The organism is Pseudomonas sp. KCJK9016, assembly GCF_046231795.1.
Classification (GTDB): Bacteria; Pseudomonadota; Gammaproteobacteria; order Pseudomonadales; family Pseudomonadaceae; genus Aquipseudomonas; species Aquipseudomonas bananamidigenes.
On sequence record NZ_JBJJMM010000015.1, the window covers coordinates 61,579 to 81,821 of the forward strand.

The 20,243-nt window shown below is 61.1% G+C and carries 18 protein-coding genes; 10 read left to right on the plus strand and 8 right to left on the minus strand.

Translation table 11 applies throughout. The annotated features are described in order from the left end of the window. Positions 1-49: 49 nt before the first annotated feature. The 5 genes from ACK6BI_RS16290 (at position 50) to ACK6BI_RS16310 (ending at position 6,220) form a co-directional block, all read left to right on the plus strand. Positions 50-691, plus strand: a complete 642-nt coding sequence (locus ACK6BI_RS16290; protein WP_065260177.1) for a thiol:disulfide interchange protein DsbA/DsbL — start codon at positions 50-52, stop codon at positions 689-691. A gap of 14 nt (positions 692-705) precedes the next feature. Beyond that, positions 706-1,584, plus strand: coding sequence for an endonuclease/exonuclease/phosphatase family protein (locus ACK6BI_RS16295; protein WP_065260176.1), 879 nt, complete (start codon positions 706-708; stop codon positions 1,582-1,584). Next, the gene (locus tag ACK6BI_RS16300; protein ID WP_409317857.1) at positions 1,581-3,650 is read left to right on the plus strand and encodes a diguanylate cyclase; all 2,070 of its coding nucleotides are present in this window, start codon (positions 1,581-1,583) and stop codon (positions 3,648-3,650) included. The genes ACK6BI_RS16295 and ACK6BI_RS16300 overlap by 4 nt, the downstream gene beginning before the upstream one ends. Before the next feature lie 102 nt (positions 3,651-3,752). Further along, positions 3,753-4,532: an N-acetylmuramoyl-L-alanine amidase gene (locus ACK6BI_RS16305; RefSeq protein WP_409317858.1), complete on the plus strand. Its 780-nt coding sequence runs from the start codon at positions 3,753-3,755 to the stop codon at positions 4,530-4,532. 74 nt (positions 4,533-4,606) lie between these two features. Beyond that, the gene (locus ACK6BI_RS16310; protein WP_409317859.1) at positions 4,607-6,220 is read left to right on the plus strand and encodes an EAL domain-containing protein; all 1,614 of its coding nucleotides are present in this window, start codon (positions 4,607-4,609) and stop codon (positions 6,218-6,220) included. Here ACK6BI_RS16310 and ACK6BI_RS16315 read toward each other — a convergent pair. Both ACK6BI_RS16315 and algB read right to left on the minus strand, forming a co-directional pair. Then, complete coding sequence (locus ACK6BI_RS16315; RefSeq protein WP_409317860.1) at positions 6,217-8,007, minus strand: KinB sensor domain-containing domain; 1,791 nt, start codon at positions 8,005-8,007, stop codon at positions 6,217-6,219. The two genes, ACK6BI_RS16310 and ACK6BI_RS16315, sit on opposite strands and share 4 nt — an antisense overlap. A 10-nt stretch (positions 8,008-8,017) precedes the next feature. After that, a complete protein-coding gene (algB, locus tag ACK6BI_RS16320; protein ID WP_409317861.1) occupies positions 8,018-9,364 on the minus strand; it encodes a sigma-54-dependent response regulator transcription factor AlgB in 1,347 nt (448 codons plus the stop codon). 427 nt (positions 9,365-9,791) lie between these two features. Between algB and ACK6BI_RS16325 the strand changes: the two genes are divergently transcribed. From ACK6BI_RS16325 to ACK6BI_RS16345, 5 genes are all read left to right on the plus strand, one after another. Then, positions 9,792-10,076 carry a hypothetical protein gene (locus tag ACK6BI_RS16325; protein WP_065260171.1) on the plus strand — a complete coding sequence of 95 codons (285 nt, stop codon included), beginning with the start codon at positions 9,792-9,794 and terminating at the stop codon, positions 10,074-10,076. Between the two features lie 67 nt (positions 10,077-10,143). Further along, positions 10,144-10,308, plus strand: coding sequence for a DUF1328 domain-containing protein (locus ACK6BI_RS16330; protein ID WP_003177151.1), 165 nt, complete (start codon positions 10,144-10,146; stop codon positions 10,306-10,308). Between the two features lie 2 nt (positions 10,309-10,310). Continuing rightward, positions 10,311-10,775 (plus strand): inhibitor of vertebrate lysozyme family protein, encoded by a 465-nt coding sequence (locus ACK6BI_RS16335; protein ID WP_409317862.1) that lies wholly within the window; start codon positions 10,311-10,313, stop codon positions 10,773-10,775. A gap of 697 nt (positions 10,776-11,472) precedes the next feature. Further along, positions 11,473-12,804: a glutamate/aspartate:proton symporter GltP gene (gene gltP, locus ACK6BI_RS16340; RefSeq protein WP_260521666.1), complete on the plus strand. Its 1,332-nt coding sequence runs from the start codon at positions 11,473-11,475 to the stop codon at positions 12,802-12,804. A gap of 102 nt (positions 12,805-12,906) precedes the next feature. Further along, positions 12,907-14,136, plus strand: coding sequence for a nucleoside recognition domain-containing protein (locus ACK6BI_RS16345; RefSeq protein WP_409317863.1), 1,230 nt, complete (start codon positions 12,907-12,909; stop codon positions 14,134-14,136). 3 nt (positions 14,137-14,139) lie between these two features. On the opposite strand, the gene ACK6BI_RS16350 is transcribed toward ACK6BI_RS16345, so the two are convergent. From ACK6BI_RS16350 to ACK6BI_RS16375, 6 genes are all read right to left on the minus strand, one after another. After that, positions 14,140-14,763 carry an ABC-type transport auxiliary lipoprotein family protein gene (locus ACK6BI_RS16350; protein WP_409317864.1) on the minus strand — a complete coding sequence of 208 codons (624 nt, stop codon included), beginning with the start codon at positions 14,761-14,763 and terminating at the stop codon, positions 14,140-14,142. Continuing rightward, positions 14,760-15,698 (minus strand): MlaD family protein, encoded by a 939-nt coding sequence (locus ACK6BI_RS16355; protein WP_409317865.1) that lies wholly within the window; start codon positions 15,696-15,698, stop codon positions 14,760-14,762. The genes ACK6BI_RS16350 and ACK6BI_RS16355 overlap by 4 nt, the downstream gene beginning before the upstream one ends. 1 nt (position 15,699) lies before the next feature. Beyond that, the gene (locus ACK6BI_RS16360) at positions 15,700-16,485 is read right to left on the minus strand and encodes an ABC transporter ATP-binding protein (protein WP_176704470.1); all 786 of its coding nucleotides are present in this window, start codon (positions 16,483-16,485) and stop codon (positions 15,700-15,702) included. 14 nt (positions 16,486-16,499) lie between these two features. Beyond that, the gene (locus ACK6BI_RS16365) at positions 16,500-17,648 is read right to left on the minus strand and encodes an MlaE family lipid ABC transporter permease subunit (protein WP_409317866.1); all 1,149 of its coding nucleotides are present in this window, start codon (positions 17,646-17,648) and stop codon (positions 16,500-16,502) included. A gap of 54 nt (positions 17,649-17,702) precedes the next feature. Then, positions 17,703-18,731: a DUF5924 family protein gene (locus tag ACK6BI_RS16370; RefSeq protein ID WP_409317867.1), complete on the minus strand. Its 1,029-nt coding sequence runs from the start codon at positions 18,729-18,731 to the stop codon at positions 17,703-17,705. A 76-nt stretch (positions 18,732-18,807) separates the two neighbouring features. Beyond that, the gene (locus ACK6BI_RS16375) at positions 18,808-20,199 is read right to left on the minus strand and encodes a M16 family metallopeptidase (RefSeq protein WP_409317868.1); all 1,392 of its coding nucleotides are present in this window, start codon (positions 20,197-20,199) and stop codon (positions 18,808-18,810) included. Positions 20,200-20,243: the final 44 nt, after the last annotated feature.

Sequence of the window (20,243 nt, forward strand, 5' to 3'; positions counted from 1 at the left end):
GTCTGAAAACAGGTCGCGCGAGGCGACCCAATTTGCCCAGGAGTAAAGCATGCGTAATCTGATCATCAGCGCCGCCCTCGTCGCTGCCAGCCTGTTCGGCGTGACGGCCCAGGCCGCCGAAGCACCTGCCGCCCCTTACGTCGAACTGAGCAACCCGGTACCGGTTGCCGTGCCTGGCAAGATCGAGGTGGTGGAGCTGTTCTGGTACGGCTGCCCGCACTGCTACGCTTTCGAGCCGGTGATCAATCCATGGGTCGAGAAACTGCCTTCCGACGTCAATTTCGTTCGCATCCCGGCCATGTTCGGCGGCCCCTGGGACGCCCACGGTCAGATGTTCCTGACCCTGGAAGCCATGGGCGTCGAGCACAACGTGCACGCTGCGGTGTTCAACGCGATCCAGAAAGAACACAAGAAACTGACCGACAAGAACGACATGGCTGACTTCCTCGCCACTCAAGGCGTGGACAAGGACAAGTTCCTGGCCACTTTCGACTCTTTCGCCATCAAGGGCCAGATCGTCAAGGCTCGCGAACTGGCCAAGAAATATGAAATCTCCGGCGTTCCAACCATGATCGTCAACGGTAAATATCGCTTTGACATCGGCTCTGCCGGTGGTGCCGAAGAAGCTCTGAAACTGGCTGACCAACTGGTCGCCAAAGAGCGAGCGGCCAACAAGGCAGCCGCCAACTAAGCGCGGCAATCGCCATGCGCCGCTGGGGAACCGAACGACTCGTCGGCCTGCATGATCCGCAGGTCAACGAGCACCACCTGGAATCCACGGGCCTGCCCGCAGACAGCCGTTTGCGTTTGCTCAGCTTCAATATCCAGGTCGGCATCAGTACCGAACGTTATCGGCACTACCTGACCCGCAGTTGGCAGCATCTGCTGCCGCATCCCGGGCGCTCCGGCAATCTGCAGAAGATCGGCAATCTGCTCGGCGACTTCGATCTGGTCGCCCTGCAGGAAGTCGATGGCGGCAGCCTGCGTTCAGGCTACGTCAATCAGGTCGAACACCTGGCTCATCTCGGCGCTTTCCCCTACTGGTATCAACAGCTCAATCGCAACCTCGGCCGACTGGCCCAGCACAGCAACGGCGTGCTCAGTCGCCTGCGCCCGTGGGCGATCGAGGACCATCCGCTGCCGGGACCAAAGGGTCGCGGAGCGATACTGGTACGCTTCGGCGAAGGTCCCGACGCGCTGGTGGTGGTGATGATGCACCTGGCGCTTGGCGCCCGGGTACGCACCATGCAATTGGCCTACATCCGCGAATTGATCGGTGGCTACCAGCATCAGGTGCTGATGGGTGACATGAACACCCACGCCAACGACCTGCTGCAACACTCACCGTTGCGCGACCTCGGGCTGCTGGCCCCGCAACTCGAAGCGACATTCCCCAGCTGGCGCCCCCAGCGCTGTCTGGACCATATTCTGCTCAGCCCGACCCTGACCCTGGAAAAAGTCGAAGTGCTGGCCCAACCGATTTCCGATCACCTGCCCGTCGCGGTAGAGATTCGTCTGCCGGGTTCGCTCACGGCCGATGCCTTGCCCGCGTTGAGTCCTGCCCCTCGCGGAACGCCTGAATGAGCGACGAAGCCCAGCGCTGGAAAGAAAAATACCTCAAGAGCATCGAACAACAGGAAAAGCTGGAACGTCGATGGGACGCCCGGCTCGACCTGCTGCGCCGCGGCCTGGTGCGCAGCACCCTGGCGGCGGAAGGCACCGACCGTGTGGTCGATCAATACATGAAAGAAATGCGTGACGTGATACGCACCGACGACATGGATGCCGGCCTCGCCGCCCTGTTGCCGCGTCTGGAAAAAGCCGTGCTCGATTCCGAGCAACGTCGTGAAACCCGCATCGAACAGGTCAGCACCGCGCTCAACGCGCTGGTCACCCAGCTGCAGTCGTTGCCGCTGCCCCGGGAAGTTGCTCAGCCGCTGAAGAAATTCGCCAAGCAACTCGACGGACGAGTCAGTCAGGCCCGGGAAATGCCGCTGCTGCTCAGCGAACTCAGCGGCTTGCAGGGCAAGGCCTTGAGCCAGTTGGAGACGCCGGCTGAACCGGTACGCCCCGGCTTGTTGCAGCGTCTGTTCGGCAGTCGTGACAGTGAAGAAACACCTGCGCCTGTGGCTCAACCTGCCGGAGCGGCTCCGGATGTTCAACCTGTGCAGTCACCCGCCGCTGCGCCTGAAGCAATGCCAATGCACGAAGCGCCTGTCGTCTCTGCCGAGCCTGTTGCTGTTGCTGCCGCCACCCCGCCGCAAGCTTGCGCACCAACGCCCGAGCATGCGGCGGAGCCAGAGCCGGATGTGGTCGCCTTCGAGCCGGTCAGAATCGTTCCCGAAGTCGTCCCCGCCCCCGGCGAGCCGGAGACCTTCAAACCGGAACCTGAGCCGCCAGCCGCCGCGCTGCCTCCGGTCTTCGCTCCGCCGACGCCAATGGCCATCAACCCCGACGAACTGACCCATCCCGGTGACAACCCACCCCCGGTCATCCTCGACAGCCTGCCCTTGCCCGAGCCTATCGCGCAGGCCCTGGCGGCCATCGATCCGGAACAGTCCGAGCACGACATCCTCTATGCCCTGCCGGACTCGCCCGAACCGTCCTATAGCTCGGTAGCCAAACACATCGAAGACACGTTGATCGGGCTACTGGATGACCTGACCCTGCCGGAGCGCCATCGCCCGCAAGCCGAAGCCATGCGTGAACGGCTGAAAAACGGTTTGAACTGGTACGAGCTGCTGCCAATCCTCGACGATCTGGCGACCTTGATGCTGGCCATCACCGACAGCGGCCAGCACGAATTCGAGGCTTATCTGCAGCAACTCAACGAACGCCTGGAAGCATTTCAGAGCAACCTGCAGGCCGCCAGCGAAGGCCATGCCGACAACAGTTCTGCAGCGCGGGCGATGGACACGCAGATTCGCGAACAGGTCGATGGTTTGCAGAACAGTGTTCAGGAGGCGGCGGATCTGGACGATCTCAAACAGGTGCTGGAAAACCACCTCGAAGGCCTGCTTGGCACGATGGACCAGCATCAGAAGCAACGCGACGCCCGTGAACAGGAAGTGGCCAACCGCCTCAAGAGCCTCGCCGAACGTGTGGCCCACATGGAACAAGAGGCCCTCGGCTATCGCGAACACCTTGAAGAGCAACGCCAGAAAGCCTTGATCGACCCGCTCACCGGCCTGCCCAACCGCGCCGCCTGGAGCGAGCGTCTCGACCACGAAATCGCCCAATGGCAGCAACACGGTAATACCCTGAGCCTGGCCATGCTCGACCTCGATCACTTCAAACGAATCAACGACAACTACGGGCATCTGGCCGGCGACAAGGTGTTGAAGATCATCGCCACCGTGTTGCGCAAACGCCTGCGGGGCAACGATTTCATTGCCCGTTTCGGCGGTGAGGAATTTGTCCTGCTGCTGCCGGCCACACCGCCGGCCGTCGGTGCCAGGTTGCTGGAAACGCTGCGTGCTGCGATCGAGGCCTGCCCTTTTCACTTCAAGGGCGAGCGGGTGACGATCACCATTTCCATGGGGCTGGCATCGTTCAAGCCAGGAGAGCGCAGCGATCTGGTGCTCAAAAGGGCCGATCAGGCGCTGTACCGGGCAAAAAATGCGGGTCGCAACCGGGTCGAGCTGGGCTGAACACAATTGTTCCATTTCATTTAAATCAGCCCTTTTGCCGTTCGCAGGCAGGTCAGTACGTTACACTGTTGCATTATTGTCTTGTGTGTACTGCTCTCTGCCATGAAATTCCTTGCTCTCGTTACGTCGCTGCTCATCCTGGCCGGTTGTGCCAGCGGCCCGCGCTACGACACCAGCCACCCTTCCGCCAATCACGACAGCCGCGCGCAGTTCGTGATCGTGCATTACACCTCTGCTTCCCTGCAGCGCTCGCTGCAACTGCTGACCCACGGTGAAGTCAGCAGCCACTACCTGATCGGCGACGACAAGAACGGCACAATCTACAAGCTGATGGACGAAAACCTGCGCGCCTGGCATGCGGGCGAAAGCGAATGGCAGGGGCGTACCTGGCTCAACTCCAGCTCGATCGGGATCGAAATCGTCAATCCCGGCTTCAAGGACACTCCGACCGGCCGCGTGTGGTATCCGTACAGTGAAGCCCAGGTGCAGTCGCTGATCGTGCTGCTCAGGGACATCAGCAAACGCCACGGCATCAGCCCGGACCACATCATCGGACACAGCGACATTGCACCGTTGCGCAAGCTGGATCCTGGCCCGCTGTTCCCGTGGAAACGCCTGGCTGCCGAGGGTCTGGGGCTATGGCCAGACGAACAGGCGGTCGCCCGCCAGCAGGTCAGGTTCGACGTCGAGTTACCGAGCATCAGCTGGTTCCAGACGCAACTGGCCCGCCTGGGCTATGCAACCCCGCAAAACGGTGAACTGGACGTGGCGACCCGCCATGTACTCGCCGCCTTCCAGATGCACTTCCGCCCTTCCCGCTTTGACGGCACGCCGGATGCGCAAACGGCAGCGTTGCTGCTGGTGTTGAATCAGACAAAATAATGACGCCCGCCCGACGGTCAAGGCGAAAACACAATCAGCAGCTATAACTCATTGGTAATTCTTCGGATATCCATATGGTTGCTACCCGAGAGGCGCTGCGCGGCTGGTTTTATCGTCCGTGGTTTCTGGCGATGCTGGCGGCTGTCCTCAGCGCCAGCCTGCTGATCACCGGCGGACTGTTCGTGGCCATGCATCAGGTCGAACAGAGTGAAAGTCAGGAAATGAACGCCCAGGGCGAGCGCTTCCTGGCTCGCCTGGAACAGTTGTTCGGCCAGTTGCGCGAAAGTCTCGACGACCTCGAAGCCCAGCCGCTACGCAGTTGCGACGACGAGATGATCGCCACACTGCAGCAAGTGACCTTCAACTATCGCTTCGTTTATGAAGCGGCCTACATGGATGCCTCCCGCATCTGCTCCAATCGTCCGCGCCAGGAAGGTCTGTCGGTCGTCCGTCCGCCGGATATCAAGGGCCCGACCTACAGTTACTGGCTGAATACCACCACCGAACCCGATGAAAACCGTGCGGCACTGATGCTCGGACGGGGCAACTTTCGTGTAGCCACCTCGCGCGGGCACTTGACCGACATGGTCGACCTGCCCCCGGAAAGCAGCCTGCTGGTGGTGCTGGATCACGGAACCCGAGCCATTCCGGTGCTCGGCGTCCCACAGGCTTGGCCACCTGCCGAGCCGTGGCCTCCGAAGTCCACCGACGCGCTGCAGATAACCCAGACACAGCTCATCTACCGCATGCCGACCGACAATCCGGAGTATCAATTGGTGTTGATCACACCGCGCACCGGCATGCACATTCCGGAGCTCTGGTGGTGGATGGTGCCGTTCTGTCTGTTGCTGGGGGCATTTGTCGGGGTCCTGGTGTTCTGGCTGGTCCGCCAGCGTCAGTCGCTGGATGCCGAACTGCACGGAGCGATCCGCCGCGGTGAGCTTCAAGTGCTGTATCAACCGATCTTCGACCTCGACAGCCGCAATTGCGTCGGCGCCGAAGCGTTGCTGCGCTGGCGGCGACCGGACGGTACGCTGACCAGTCCTGACCTGTTCATCCCGATGGCGGAAAACACCGGGCAGATTCGCCAGATGACCGATTTCGTCCTGCAGCGCCTGCTGGAACAGCTGGGTCAGCTGCTTCGGGCCAATCCACAGCTGTACATTTCGGTGAATCTGGCAGCCTGTGATGTGATGGTGCCGCGCATCGGCCAGGTCATGGCGCGGTTGCTGAGTCTGCACCGGGTAGCGGCAAGGCAGATTGCATTTGAAGTGACGGAACGCGGGCTGATCGATGTCGTGGTGGCCCGGGAAAACCTGCAAGCGTTACGCGATGTCGGTCACCAGGTATTGATCGACGATTTCGGCACCGGCTATTGCAGCCTCTCCTACCTGCAGACCCTGCCGGTGGACTGCCTGAAAATCGACAAGGCATTTATCGACGCACTCGGCCACGACGCGGCCAGCAGCGGCGTCGCCCCGCACATCATTCACATGGCCCAGGCCCTGGACCTGAAGGTCATCGCCGAGGGTATCGAACATGAATCCCAGGCCGCACTGTTGAGCAGCGAAGGTGTGAAGTTCGGCCAGGGCTGGCTGTTCGCCCAGGCGTTAAGCGCCGTGCAATTCATCGAACTCATCACACGAGGCCGGCGGCTCGCCGGACGCCGCATGGACGACGAAGCCTAGACCGCCAGCGCCATGTAGAACTGCGTGCCCTGCCCCGGCCGCGAGTAGACGCCCATCCGCCCACCATGCAGCTGAACGATTTCCTTGCACAGTGCCAGTCCGAGCCCCGCGCCACCCTTTTTGCGCCCGACCTGTACGAAGGGCTCGAAGATCCGCCCCTGCTGGCCGTAGGCAATGCCTTCACCGTTGTCTTCAACGCTGATGATGACCCGCTCGCCATGACGCCGCGCCTGCAGACGGATCAGCCCGTCGCGAGTGGTGTGGCGCAAGGCGTTATCGATCAGATTGTCGAGCACCCGATCCAGTTGCGCCTGATCGGCCTGCAAGCGCGGCAAGGGACTCTGCACCTCGACATTCAACGCCACCCCCTTCTGCGCGGCAGCGTCGGCGAACCGTGATTGCGCCTGCGTCAGCAAATCTTCGATGGAACACGGTGCCAGCGTGAGTTTCTGCAAACCGCTCTGATAGCGCGAGAAATTCAGCAGGTCGTTGATCAACTGCATCAGGCGCTGCATTTCTTCGTTGACCGTATCGAGCAGATCCGACTCGCGTGAGTCCGCCGGAAACTTCGCCCGTTCACGAAACAGCCCGAAGGCCATGTGCATGCCAGTCACCGGCGTACGCAGTTCGTGGGAGGCGCGCAGCACGAACTCGCTGCGCACCCGCTCGAACGCACGCTGCTCGGTGACGTCGTGCAGCACCATCACTGCTCCGAGGATATGCCCCTGGGTGTGGCTGACCGGAGTCAGGCTGTAGGTCAGCAGCCGCGATTCGCCATCAACCTCGATGCTCAAGTCTTCCGGCGCGCGCTCAAGAGTGCCGCCGCGCAATACCAGTTGCAGTTGCGCATCCAGTTCCGGACGTTGCAAGGCGCTGCCCAGCCCCTCGCCGAAACGGTCGCTGTCCCAGCCCAGCTGTCGCTGTGCCACCGGGTTCAAGTGTTCCAGATGCCCCTGGCGGTCAATCATCAGCAAGCCGTCATCGATACTGTCGAGCACCGCCTGCAAGCGCTGCTGACCGGCCAGCAATTCATCGACATTGGTCGCCTGATGCTCGCGAAGGGCTTCGGCCATCAGCCCGAAACGACGGGTCAGCAAGTTGATTTCCATGGCCGAGGACACTGGCAGGGTCACTTCGAAATTGCCCTGGCCGATGTTGTCCGCCGCTTTCGCCAGCGCCTCGATCGGTGCGCCGAACCGGCGTGCAATCCCCTGGGCCGTGATGAAACCGATGATCAGCACCGCCAGCCCTACCAGCCCGAGGAGTCCGGCGACCAACAGCGCCCGGTCCCGGGCGTCATGCTGTACCGCGTTGATATTGTCCAGTGCGTGCTTGTGTTCGGAGATCAGACCGTTGCGCAAGACATTGAAGCGTTCGCGCAAGTCTCCACCGCCACTCAGGGCGGCGCCCGGATCGCGGGACAGGTCGAATGCCTGCAGGAAACTCAGGTAATCGGCCTTGGCCTGACTGAACCCGTACTGGCGGTCATCGCCTTTCTGCTCCTGGGCGATGCCCTCGTCGAGCAGCTCGAAGTAATGCTGCTTCGACGCTTCGAACGCCACCGGATCAGGCTTCTCGGCGAGCATCATGATCAGCTGATCGCCCAGGGTCTGGCGCAGCTTGAGGCCCAGATCGAGGGTGACGAAGTTGTTGCGGATCAGCGCTTCCTGAGTCCCGGCCATTTGCATCACGCTGACCAGCCCGAGCAGCAGCCCGAGCAAGGCCACGGTGATCAGTGCGGAAATGCTCAGGAACAAGCGGGTCCGCAACTTCATCGCCAGTTTCATCGGCGGGAGCTCACAGGTTGTACTGCTTGCGCTTGCGATACAGGGTCGAGGCATCGATCCCGAGGGTCTTGGCAGCCTGGTCGAGGGTCAAGGAGGCCGTCAGCACCGCACCGATATGAGCCTTTTCCAGTTCTTCGAGGCTGAGGGCCGCGCCGACCCGCGGGGCATTGTTGGCCGGTTGTTCGGCCATTCCGAGGTGGCTGATTTCCACGCGTTCCTGCGGACAAATGATGCTCGCCCGCTCGACCACGTTGCGCAGTTCGCGAATGTTGCCTGGCCAGCGGTAACCCAACAGGGCTTCCCGGGCCTCGTCACTGAAGCCCCGGGCCGGGCGAGCATATTCCTTCACAAAACGCGCGAGAAAACGGTCGGCCAGGGTCAGGATGTCCTCGGCCCGTTCGCGCAAGGGCGGCAAATGCAGCGTGATGACGTTCAGGCGATACAGCAGGTCTTCACGGAAACGACCGTCGCGCACCATGTCCTCAAGATTGAGATTGGTGGCCGCGAGGATGCGCACGTCGGCGCGGCGGGTGACCGGGTCCCCTACCCGCTCGTATTCCTTATCCTGAATAAATCGCAGCAACTTTGGCTGCAACGTCAAGGGAAAATCGCCGATTTCGTCGAGAAACAGCGTACCGCCATCGGCCTGATTGACACGGCCCAGGGTGCTTTCACTGGCGCCGGTGAATGCGCCGCGACTGTGACCGAACAGCTCGCTTTCCATCAGTTCGGCGGTCAGGGACGGGCAATTGATGGTGACGCAGGATTTCTTCTCGCGCTTGCTCCAACCGTGAATGGCCCGGGCCAGTTCACCTTTACCGGTACCGGACTCGCCGAGGATCAGGATATTGGCATCGGTACTCGCCACTTGCCGTGCCGTTTCCAGTACGACTTTCATCGCCGGGCTGTGGGAATCAAGACCGTCCTTTGGCTTGCGGACCTCGCCTTCAAGGGCTTCAAGACGCGCCGAAAGCTGGCGCACTTCGAGCTGCTTGGCAGTGGCCAGACGCAACTGGTCCGGGCTGCACGGTTTGACCAGATAGTCGGCGGCACCGGCCTGGATGGCATCAACCGCCGTATCGACGGCCGAATGGGCGGTGACGATCACCACCCGCATCCAGGGCGCCTGAATGCGCATCTGCGCCAGCACGTCGAGACCGTTGTCTTCACCCAGACGCAGATCGAGGAAGCACAGATCGAATACCTGACGCTGCAACAATGCATCGGCCTGAGCTGCGCTGTTGGCGGTAGCGACGGTATAGCCTTCGTCTTCGAGGCAATAACGGAAAGTTCGCAGGATGGCGGATTCATCATCCACCAGCAGAATGCGGCCTTGATGCTCAGTGGCTGATTCCATGTTTCCTACGCTCCATAAATGAATGTCTTGAGTTAGTCCCGTAAAAATCGGGCAAGTTGCATGGTTGATTCTGATCGAATCCAGTCATGGCAGGGTAGCCCTCTCCTGCTATTTCGGCTAATACACTGATTTTGTTGATTTTTTTAACAATCGCCGATTTGCAGGCGTTTACCTGCTTCCTTTTCTGACATCCACACCCTGCTTTCAATTCAAAAAGAATGATTTCTCCCACGACGCATTCGTGCATTTCGCACGACCGCGAAACAGCCATCGTGCAGGATGCGTCGTCAAAAAAATTCACATCAATTATAAGCATCTGATTTTATTAGAATTTTTCAAACAAAAAAGCTGGCATGCCGACTGCAATAACTCAATCAGCCCGGGCAGACATGCACTGCCCCAACCCGACAAGAGTGAGGAAACCAGGATGACTCGCCAACGTGCTGCCCAAATGCGTATTTCTCCCCTGCATCTGCAGCAGGGCCTGTTTGGCGCACTGGCGCTGCTGATCACCCTGATCGCCTGCCAGCAATACCTGCTTTGGGAACAGAGTCAGCACCCCGAGCCTTTGATTTCGATGCAACACGCCACCCAGACACACTTCAGCGCCGTCACCAGCAGCCAGGTCGATAACGGCGCGATGCGCATGATGGATGTCGACCAGCCGCAACCGTTGGGCGACATGCCGCGCGAAGAACGCTGGGTTTTCTGATCCACGAATCTGGGCGCCACTGCGCCGAGACCGGCAACATCCCTAAATAGAAACAAGGAGAATCACCATGTTGAGCTGGGCAATTACATTCCTGATCATTGCCATCATCGCTGCAGTCCTGGGCTTCGGTGGTATCGCGGGCACCGCCACGGGTATCGCCAAGATTCTCTTTGTCGTGTTCCTGGTGATGTTCATCGCCTCGTTCTTCTTTGGCCGTCGCGGCCGAGGTTGACCATGAGTGCTTTAAAGACACTGGCAGCCGCCCTGCTTCTGGGCGGTAGTGCCATGGCGATGGCGGCCAATGATGGCCAGACCCGGGCCAACGAGCTCTTGAGTTCGGACCCGCAATACCGGGAAACCTGGGAAGGCGTGGTGAAAAAGGAAGAACGCCTGCCGGAATGGGTCATGAACCTCTCCGGCGCGCCGGACCAACAGATGAATGCCGTCACGGAAGACGGCGACAAGTACCTGGTGGGGCCGCTCTGCGAATCGCAGGACAAGTGCCTCAACCACCGCTTGATCGTCGCATTCAGCTTCGACAAGAAACACGCCTACGGCATGCTGGTCGATGTGCCCGAAGGATTGCCGGCAGACAAGTCGCCAACGCGACATGCCACTTACCGCTTTATCGGCAAACCCGATCAGGGCATGCAGGATCTGTTGATGGAAACGCTGAAGAAAGATCCGAACTGGTATTGAACACGAAGGCAGCCGACAGCTGCCTTCCATTGCACCCGCCCGAGGAAGGTCGGTGCATGACCAGGGGGCCGGGACGTTCTGACTGTTTCAGGGTCGGAGTGACCTACGGGTACAGGGAGTGCCTGCGATGAGGGCCGGGTCAGGGTAAAGGCTGCAACGCAAGTTCGCCGACCCGCAGTGGTTCGACGGGCTTGCGCTGAGCTTTCAAAGTGACAAAACATTGATCCAGAGCGTTCTGCTCATCTTTTTGTCGTTCACACTGCGCGCGAAAAGCGTTTCGCGGTGTTTCCTCGCGACCGTATATCGAGAAAGAGTCGATAAAGCCTGTCAGGGTTTTAGATTCCAAACGTAGGCTTTTTCCGAAAATTTTCGTCGAAATCACTCGCTCAAAAAATAACCAATCTACGCTGTAATGGCCGGTTCACGGCACTTATGCCTGCCGAAATGTCGTATTCGAACCGGTTGGGACGCCAGTTTCAGTAAAAAAAACTCATGCCGATTCGGCATAGGGTAGGCGTTTACGGCATTAGACGGCGCAACCCCGCATCGGAATAGTTGCGCCTTTTTTCGCCTGCCGGAGAGCCGTAAATACGCGCTTCGGGGCACCTTATACGGAGGCAGATGCACAGACTTTTCCGCCAAGAGCGTTCCAGTTCCTGCATGTGCCTTGAGTCAAACGCAAGTAAGGGTAAAGAATATGAAGAAGGCAAAGCTCAGCCTCGCCTGGCAGATCCTCATCGGTCTGGTATTGGGGATTGCAATCGGTGCGTTGCTCAACCATTTCAGTGCCGAAAAGGCCTGGTGGATCAGCAATGTCCTGCAACCGGCAGGCGATATCTTTATCCGTCTGATCAAGATGATCGTGATCCCGATCGTCATTTCTTCCCTTATCGTCGGCATCGCCGGCGTGGGCGACGCCAAGAAGCTCGGGCGTATCGGCCTGAAGACCATCATCTACTTCGAAATCGTCACCACCATCGCCATCGTCGTCGGCCTGCTTCTGGCCAACCTGTTCCACCCGGGTGCCGGCATCGACATGAGCACCCTGGGCACCGTGGACATCTCCAAGTACCAGGCGACCGCCGCCGAAGTACAACATGAACACGCGTTCATCGAGACCATCCTCAACCTGATCCCGTCGAACATCTTCGCAGCCATGGCCCGCGGCGAAATGCTGCCGATCATCTTCTTCTCCGTGCTGTTCGGTCTCGGTCTGTCGAGCCTGCAGTCGGACCTGCGCGAGCCGCTGGTGAAGATGTTCCAGGGCGTTTCGGAAAGCATGTTCAAAGTCACCCACATGATCATGAACTACGCGCCAATCGGTGTGTTCGCGCTGATCGCGGTGACCGTGGCCAACTTCGGTTTCGCCTCGCTGCTGCCGCTGGCCAAGCTGGTGATTCTGGTTTACGTCGCCATCGCTTTCTTCGCCTTCGTGATCCTGGGCCTGATCGCCAAAATGTTCGGTTTCTCGGTGATCAAACTGATGCGCATCTTCAAGGATGAGCTGGTTCTGGCTTACTCCACCGCGTCCTCCGAAACCGTGCTGCCGCGCGTGATCGAGAAGATGGAAGCCTACGGCGCACCGAAAGCGATCTGCAGCTTTGTGGTTCCGACCGGCTACTCGTTCAACCTCGACGGTTCGACCCTGTATCAGTCCATCGCAGCGATCTTTATCGCCCAGCTGTACGGCATCGACCTGTCGATCAGCCAGCAACTGCTGCTGGTCCTGACCCTGATGGTCACCTCCAAAGGCATCGCCGGTGTGCCGGGCGTGTCTTTCGTGGTTCTGCTGGCCACACTGGGCAGCGTCGGCATTCCGCTGGAAGGCCTGGCCTTCATCGCCGGTGTCGACCGTGTGATGGACATGGCGCGTACCGCCCTGAACGTGATCGGCAACGCCCTCGCCGTACTGGTCATCGCCCGTTGGGAAGGCATGTACGACGACGCCAAGGGCCAGCGCTACTGGAACTCGCTGCCGCACTGGCGCAGCAAGGAACAACTGCCGGCCGGTGACGTTTCGAAAAACTGATCCCCGCCTGCCATGCGCCCTGACAAACCCCGGAGAAATCCGGGGTTTGTCGTTTCTGGCGACCCCGCTATCATTCGCCGCATCTTCCGGGGGATTTGACTGATGCTTAATGGCCTGTGGCTTGGCTTCTTCATCGTGGCAGCCGTGTCGGCGCTGGGGCAGTGGCTGATCGGCGGCAACGCCGGGATCTTCGCGGCGATGGTGGAAAGCATTTTTGCCATGGCCAAGCTGTCAGTCGAAGTCATGGTGTTGCTGTTCGGCACACTCACCCTGTGGCTGGGTTTTCTGCGCATCGCCGAGAAGGCCGGGATCGTCGAATGGCTGGCCAAAGTGCTCGGGCCGCTGTTCCTGCGGTTAATGCCGGAAGTACCGGCCGGGCATCCGGCGCTGGGCCTGATCACCCTGAACTTCGCCGCCAACGGCCTGGGCCTGGACAACGCCGCCACGCCGATCGGCCTCAAGGCCATGAAGGCGCTGCAGGAACTCAATCCCAGCTCGACCGTCGCCAGCAACGCGCAGATCCTGTTCCTGGTGCTCAATGCTTCGTCCCTGACCCTGTTGCCGGTGACGATCTTCATGTATCGCGCCCAGCAAGGAGCGCCGGATCCGACGCTGGTGTTCCTGCCCATCCTGCTGGCCACCAGTTGCTCGACCATCGTCGGCTTCCTGTCGGTGGCGTTCATGCAGCGCCTGCGGGTCTGGGACCCGGTGGTGCTGGCATATCTGATTCCCGGTGCGCTGATCCTCGGCGGTTTCATGGCACTGTTGGCCACGATGTCGGCCAGCGCACTGGCGGGCCTCTCGTCGATTCTCGGCAACCTGACGCTGTTCGGCCTGATCATGCTGTTTCTGGTGATCGGCGCCTTGCGCAAGGTGAAGGTTTACGAAGCATTCGTCGAAGGTGCGAAGGAAGGTTTCGACGTCGCCAAAAACCTGCTGCCGTATCTGGTGGCGATGCTCTGTGCGATCGGTGTTTTGCGAGCGTCCGGTGCGCTGGATTTCGGCCTCGACGGCATTCGCCATCTGGTGCAGTGGGCAGGCTGGGACACGCGCTTCGTCGATGCGCTGCCGACCGCGATGGTCAAGCCGTTCTCCGGCAGCGCCGCCCGGGCAATGCTGATCGAAACCATGAAGACCTCCGGCGTCGACAGCTTCCCGGCGCTGGTGGCGGCGACCATCCAGGGCAGCACCGAGACCACGTTCTACGTGCTGGCGGTGTACTTCGGCGCGGTGGGCATCCAGCGGGCGCGACATGCGGTGGGGTGCGCGCTGCTGGCCGAGCTGGCGGGCGTGCTCGGCGCTATCGGCGTCTGTTACTGGTTCTTCGGCTGAGGCTCAGGGCCGGGCAGGTGGGGCCACTTTCTGCCCTTGCTCCACCGCCCATGCCACGACTTTCGCGGTGAGGCGATCACTGGCCTGACCGAATCCGGCCACCACCGCCGGAACCTTCACATCACTCAACGGCTGGCGCTCTTCAAAACGGCGACTGGCCAGAATCCGCTGGTCATGACCGCGCACCAGCAACGCATCCACCCGCACCACGACGCTGGCCTGATTGCCCTGATATTCCGTCTGGAATGCCTGCAGGCTGCCGCCCAGTTCCAGATCCGCCTGGAAGTTGCTGTCGTCGGTACTCAGGAGCGACACGCGGCCATCGCGCTGGAAGCCATCGAGCAGCCGGTTGCGCATCAGCACCGGCGCCGGGTCGCTCCAGCGCGAAGCCTTGTAAGTGCTGATGATGTCACCCTGGGGAATCACCGCGATGCCCGGACGGTTCAGCGCTTCGCTGGCCTGCAGTTTGTTCAGACGCAGCGACCAATGCTGAGTCGCCGAAGCGGGCGAGGCGGGCGCCTGTGCAGAAGGCAGGCGGTAAACGTCCAGCGGCTCGGACTTGGGCAGGATCGAGCAGGCGCCGATCAGCGTGAAGCCGGCGAGGAGGGCGAGGCGAGTCAGCTTCATGGCGTGAATTCCTTGTTCTTGTCACTGCCCAGCAGGTAACCGCTGGGGTTGGCCTCCAGACGTTGGGAAATGGCCCGCAGCGAATTCAGGGTTTCACGCAGTTCGCGCACTGCCGGCGCGAGGCCGTTGAGGCCCTGCATGCCGCTGTCGAGGGAATTCTGATTCTTGCTCAGCAAGCCGTTGATGGTGGCGCTGCTCTGTTCCAGCGACTTCATCGCTTGCTCGGCACTGCCCAGCGCCTGTTTGCCCTGATCGTTGAGCAAACCGTTGGCATTACGCATCAGCGCCGATGTCTGCTCGAGCATGCTGCCGGCCTGTTTGCCGACGGTCGCCAGTTGCTGCATGGCCTGGCGCAGGTCGCCGCGTTGATCATTGATCGAACCGGTGGTCTGCTCCAGATGTTCGAGGGTTTTGCTCACGCGCTCGATGTTGTCGGCGGAGAACATCTGATTGGCGTTGCTCAGCAGCGTACTGACTCCGCTCATCAGGTCATTGCTGTCATTGAGCAGCCGCGAAATAGGCGAGGGCGAAGCGACGATGGTCGGCAGGTTGCCGTCATGGCCGCGCAGTTTCGGGCTCTCGGGCGTACCGCCGCTGAGCTGGATGATCGACGTGCCGGTGATCCCGGCCAGGGCCAGTTTGGCCAGTGTGTCTTCCTTGACCGGCGTGTCGCCGCCGAGCCGAATCCGCGCCAGCACCCGGCGCGGATCCTGCGGGTCGAGGCGCAGGCTGACCACGTCGCCGACCTTGATCCCGCTGTACTGCACCGGGCTGCCCCGGGACAGACCGCTGACCGCCTCGTTGAAGACGACTTCGTAATCCTTGAACTCGGTGTCGACGCTGGACTTGGCCAGCCACAGACCGAAGAGCAGGGCACCGGCCACCACAATCACCGTGAACAGGCCGATCAACACATGATGGGCTCGGGTTTCCATGTCAGACCTCGTTGAGCAGTTTGGCGGCGTCCAGCGCCGAGCGGCCGCGAGGGCCGTGGAAATATTCGTGAATCCACGCGTCGTCGGTTTCCGAGACCACGTCAATGGGCCCGGCTACCAGCACTTTCTTCTGCGCCAGCACCGCCACCCGGTCGGTAATGGTGTAGAGCGTGTCGAGGTCGTGAGTCACCAGAAACACACTCAGTCCCAGCGCATCGCGCAGGGTCAGGATCAACTGGTCGAACTGCGCTGCGCCAATCGGATCGAGGCCGGCGGTGGGTTCGTCGAGAAACAAAATGTCCGGGTCCAGCGCCAATGCCCGGGCCAGGGCTGCACGCTTGATCATGCCACCGGACAACGAGGCGGGGTACTTGTCCGCCGCCGACAGCGGCAGCCCGGCCAGTGCCAGTTTCACCGCCGCCAGGTGCTCGGCGTCTTCACGACTCAGGCCGGCGTGTTCGATCAGGGGCAGGGCGACGTTCTCGGTCACCGTCAGCGAAGAGAACAGCGCGCCTTTCTGGAACAGCACACCGAAACGCCGCTCGATCAATGAACGCTCATGTTCCGGCAGGCTCGGAAGGTTCTGACCGAACACCTTGACCATGCCTTCGCTGGGCCGGCGCAAACCGACGATGCTGCGCAGCAACACCGATTTGCCACTGCCGGAACCGCCGACCACCGCGAGGATCTCGCCCTTGTACAAGTCCAGGTCGAGGTTCTCGTGCACGCTCTGGCTGCCGAAGCGATTGCACAGGCCACGGACTTCGATCACCGCTTCGGACGGCATGCGGGGTAGACGACTCACCAGCCCATCTCCATGAAGAACAGCGCGGCAACCGCATCGAGCACGATCACCACGAAGATCGATTGCACCACGCTCGAGGTGGTATGGGCGCCGACCGATTCGGCGCTGCCGCTGACCTTGAAGCCTTCCAGACAGCCGATGGCGGCAATCAGGAACGCGAAGATCGGGGCTTTGACCAGTCCCACCAGAAAATGTTGAATCCCTATGTCGCTTTGCAGCAGCGAGAGGAACATCGCCGGGGAAATATCCAGCGACACCGCACAGACCACAGCGCCACCAATGATCCCGCAGATCATCGCCAGAAACGTCAGCATCGGCAGCGCCACCAGCAACGCCAGCACCCGCGGCACCACCAGCAATTCCATGGGGTCGAGGCCGAGCGTGCGGATCGCGTCGATTTCCTCGTTGGCCTTCATCGAACCGATCTGCGCCGTGAAGGCACTGGCGGTACGGCCGGCCATCAGGATTGCCGTGAGTAACACGCCGAACTCCCGAAGAAAGGCGAAGCCCACCAGGTCCACGGTAAACACGCTGGCGCCGAAACTGGCCAGCACCGTCGCCCCGAGAAACGCCACCACCGCGCCGACGAGAAAGGTCAGCAGGGCGACGATGGGGGCGGCGTCGAGGCCGGTCTGTTCGATGTGCGCGATCATCGGCGTGATCCGCCAGCGCCTGGGCCGGAACAGGCTGCGAGCGATGGTTTCGAGAATCAGACCGACAAAACCGAGCAGTTGCAGGGTGTCCTGCCACACCGCATCGACGGCCCGGCCGATCCGGGTCAGCAACTGCACGCTGACGCTGATTTCCGGCTCCTTGACCGGCACGCAGAAGTCGGTCAGCGAGCGATACACGGTTTGCAGCAAGGCGCGGTCGGCAGCGGAAATCGTGCAATCGGGATGTTCGGCGGACTTGCCCAGTCGCTCGGAGCCGAGCAGCTCCACCAGCAGTGAAGCGCCGGCGGTGTCGAGGGCGCCGAGGCCATTGAGATCGATGGTGGTGCTGGCGTCGTACTGACCGCGGAGCGTTTCGCTCAGGTGCTTGAGTTCGGCGTAATGGGCAAGCGTCCAGTCCCCGGTGACCCGCAGGCGGGCAGGGCTGATTGACGTGTCCAGTCGGGCATTACCGGTCATCGCGCTGCTGGTCATAGACTCCGTGCTTGTTCTGCGGCTGAGCGAATCTACGTAATAGCACGAACCGGATTACTTTTCTTTGATCGGTGTGCTGTCCGTAATTTCGAAGCGCAGTACGCCGATCACCTGATCGTCTTCGGTCAGCACCCGCACCTGCCAGTCACCGACCGGATTGCCGGGGAAGTTCTGCTTGTGGGTCCACGCCCGATAGCCTTCCTTGCGCCCGCCGTGGATGTCGAGGGCAATGCGGTCGACCTCTTTGCCGTTGAACTGCCACACATGGTAGATCCGCTCATCGAGCCCGCGCGGCGCGTTGATCGCGGTGTAGGCGTAGAGGCCGCCGCTACGGATCTGATCGGCACTGACTTGCTCCAGGCTGGCGCCGGGAGTGCGGTCCTGCACCTGAGTGCTGATTGCCACGTCAGTCATCCATAACGTTGCCGGCGGCACCCACGAACGCAGGACCCAGCCGACGCCACCGATACCTATGGTGATGCTGAGGATCGCCAGCGCATTGCGCACGGTGCGGATCGGGAAGATCGACGCCAGGCTCGGGAATGACAGCACCACGGCAATGCCCAGCGCCCACTTGAAGCTCTGGGAGGTGGTCAGGTGCATGATTACCGGCAGGGCGGTGAGCAGGGCAGCGAACAGGGTCAGGGTGTGCAACGCGAGAAACGCCCAACGCCGGGGCGCCAGCCATTTGTAGTAGAGCGGATCGACGATCGAGATCAGCGCCGCGATGCACAGCAGGCCGGTGAATACCAGTTGGCCGCTGTTCCAGGTAGTGGTGATGAAGAAAAACGGCAGGACGAAAAACAGGCTTTCCTGATGGATCATCTGCGTCGCATAACGCAGCAGCGGCTGGGGAATTTCCCGTTTGAAGACCCGGGTGAACAGCTCCGTCAAGCTGTTTTCCAGCATCAGCCAGATCCAGCTCAGCAGCATGATCGTGGTGATCCAGCTCGCCAGGCCCTGTTGCCGGTCGACCAGGATGAAACTGCCGACACCGGAAATGAAACCGCCGAGTGCAATGACCCCGGGGTAGCGCTTCATCAGTTCGAGGATGCGCTGGATCAGGAGGTTCAATTTAGGCATGTGGGCGGTTCACGACAGTCGAGGAAAAAAACCTCGACAGAGTACCGCCCGTCGGGGCCTGTGGCGAGGCTGCCGGTCAGTCTGAAGGCACGGATTTTCGCCGGCGCAGTCGCCAGCCGAGCAGGAGCAGCAACACAACGCCCAAACCGCCCCCCATCAGCCACACCACCTGATCGTCACTGAACAACGCTTTCTCGATGCGCAGATACCCCGGCTGCAACAATAATTCGCGCATGGCCTTGTTCGCCGCTTCCAGCGTCACCCCTTGCAGTTCCCGGGCAGGATCGGCGAAGCGGCCATCCTCGTAGTCGCCCAGCGCGCTCCAGTAATAGTCAGCCATGCCGCTGTTGCCCTGGACGGCCCAGGCCTGATGGGCGATGGCTGCCTGTTTGATGCGATTGAAGGTGTCGGCATCGAGGCCGTTTTTCAGCAGGCTGGCCTTGAGATCTTCCAGTACCTGTTCGGCCTCGGTGATATCACTGCGATCAAGGTCGGCGTTAAGACTCATGAAACCGACGCCACCAAACACCTCGCGTTCGGCCCAGGGTCCATAGGACAAGCCATGGTTCAGGCGCAACTCGCGATACAGCGCCCACTCCAGATATTCTTTGAGCAAATCGAAAGTCTCGTCGTACTGGTCGTCGAGCACCGGCTCCGGCACCAGCCAGTGCAGCTTGGCGCCATTGCCGATGAAGCCGCGGGTCAGCGTGCGCTCATGGGCGGCACTGGTGCGGATGTCCGGCAGCGACCGATGCTCGCTCGGATCGACCGCCTCGAGCGCGCCCCACGCCCGTTCCAGATAGGCCGGCAGCAGCTTGTCGAGGTCGCCGACGACGATCAGGGTCATGTTGTTCGGCGCGTACCAGGCCTTGCGCACCTTATCCAGCTGCTCGCGGGTCAGGCCATCGACTTCGGCCCGTTGCGGGCACTTCAGCCCAAGCTCGACCGCCAGCTGATTGCTGGCGCTGTGGCCCAGGTCCTGACGGTCGAGAAAGCGCCGCAGACGGGTGTAATGGCCGCCGTCCTCGCGCTCGACCACCCGTTTGGCGGCGTTGATCGCGTTGTCGTCGAAACGGGTCTGGGTCAGCAGATCCAGCAACAGGTCGAGGACCTTGCGCTGGTTTTTCGCCGGGGCTTCGATGACGAACGTGGTGTCAGCGTTGCTGGTGAAGGCGTTCCAGTCACCGCCCAGGGCCTGCATGCGCTCTTCGAGGCCACCTTCACCAGTGGCATCGATGCCGCTGAACAACAGGTGTTCGAGCAGATGCGGCAGCTCCTTTTCATTGCAGTCGAAATCGTCGAGGCCGACGCCCACCACCAGGCGGATAGCCACATGCCCGCGTTCGGTGCCGGGTTTGAGCAGCAATTGCAGGCCGTTGGGCAGGGCATAGCCCTCGACCTGGAAACGATCCAGGGCCAGGGCGGGCAGGGAACCGAGCAGCAGACAAGCGAACAACAGGCAACGCATAACGAGCTTCCATACAACTGAGTTGGAGATCCGTGTCGTCAGTC

What these genes read in the sequence shown, in the direction of transcription:
- ACK6BI_RS16290 (WP_065260177.1), top strand. Translation starts at nt 50, where the DNA reads ATGCGTAATCTGATCATCAGCGCCGCCCTCGTCGCTGCCAGCCTGTTC.
- ACK6BI_RS16295 (WP_065260176.1), top strand. Translation starts at nt 706, where the DNA reads ATGCGCCGCTGGGGAACCGAACGACTCGTCGGCCTGCATGATCCGCAG.
- ACK6BI_RS16300 (WP_409317857.1), top strand. Translation starts at nt 1,581, where the DNA reads ATGAGCGACGAAGCCCAGCGCTGGAAAGAAAAATACCTCAAGAGCATC.
- ACK6BI_RS16305 (WP_409317858.1), top strand. Translation starts at nt 3,753, where the DNA reads ATGAAATTCCTTGCTCTCGTTACGTCGCTGCTCATCCTGGCCGGTTGT.
- ACK6BI_RS16310 (WP_409317859.1), top strand. Translation starts at nt 4,607, where the DNA reads ATGGTTGCTACCCGAGAGGCGCTGCGCGGCTGGTTTTATCGTCCGTGG.
- ACK6BI_RS16315 (WP_409317860.1), bottom strand. Translation starts at nt 8,007, where the DNA reads ATGAAACTGGCGATGAAGTTGCGGACCCGCTTGTTCCTGAGCATTTCC.
- algB (WP_409317861.1), bottom strand. Translation starts at nt 9,364, where the DNA reads ATGGAATCAGCCACTGAGCATCAAGGCCGCATTCTGCTGGTGGATGAT.
- ACK6BI_RS16325 (WP_065260171.1), top strand. Translation starts at nt 9,792, where the DNA reads ATGACTCGCCAACGTGCTGCCCAAATGCGTATTTCTCCCCTGCATCTG.
- ACK6BI_RS16330 (WP_003177151.1), top strand. Translation starts at nt 10,144, where the DNA reads ATGTTGAGCTGGGCAATTACATTCCTGATCATTGCCATCATCGCTGCA.
- ACK6BI_RS16335 (WP_409317862.1), top strand. Translation starts at nt 10,311, where the DNA reads ATGAGTGCTTTAAAGACACTGGCAGCCGCCCTGCTTCTGGGCGGTAGT.
- gltP (WP_260521666.1), top strand. Translation starts at nt 11,473, where the DNA reads ATGAAGAAGGCAAAGCTCAGCCTCGCCTGGCAGATCCTCATCGGTCTG.
- ACK6BI_RS16345 (WP_409317863.1), top strand. Translation starts at nt 12,907, where the DNA reads ATGCTTAATGGCCTGTGGCTTGGCTTCTTCATCGTGGCAGCCGTGTCG.
- ACK6BI_RS16350 (WP_409317864.1), bottom strand. Translation starts at nt 14,763, where the DNA reads ATGAAGCTGACTCGCCTCGCCCTCCTCGCCGGCTTCACGCTGATCGGC.
- ACK6BI_RS16355 (WP_409317865.1), bottom strand. Translation starts at nt 15,698, where the DNA reads ATGGAAACCCGAGCCCATCATGTGTTGATCGGCCTGTTCACGGTGATT.
- ACK6BI_RS16360 (WP_176704470.1), bottom strand. Translation starts at nt 16,485, where the DNA reads ATGCCGTCCGAAGCGGTGATCGAAGTCCGTGGCCTGTGCAATCGCTTC.
- ACK6BI_RS16365 (WP_409317866.1), bottom strand. Translation starts at nt 17,648, where the DNA reads ATGACCAGCAGCGCGATGACCGGTAATGCCCGACTGGACACGTCAATC.
- ACK6BI_RS16370 (WP_409317867.1), bottom strand. Translation starts at nt 18,731, where the DNA reads ATGCCTAAATTGAACCTCCTGATCCAGCGCATCCTCGAACTGATGAAG.
- ACK6BI_RS16375 (WP_409317868.1), bottom strand. Translation starts at nt 20,199, where the DNA reads ATGCGTTGCCTGTTGTTCGCTTGTCTGCTGCTCGGTTCCCTGCCCGCC.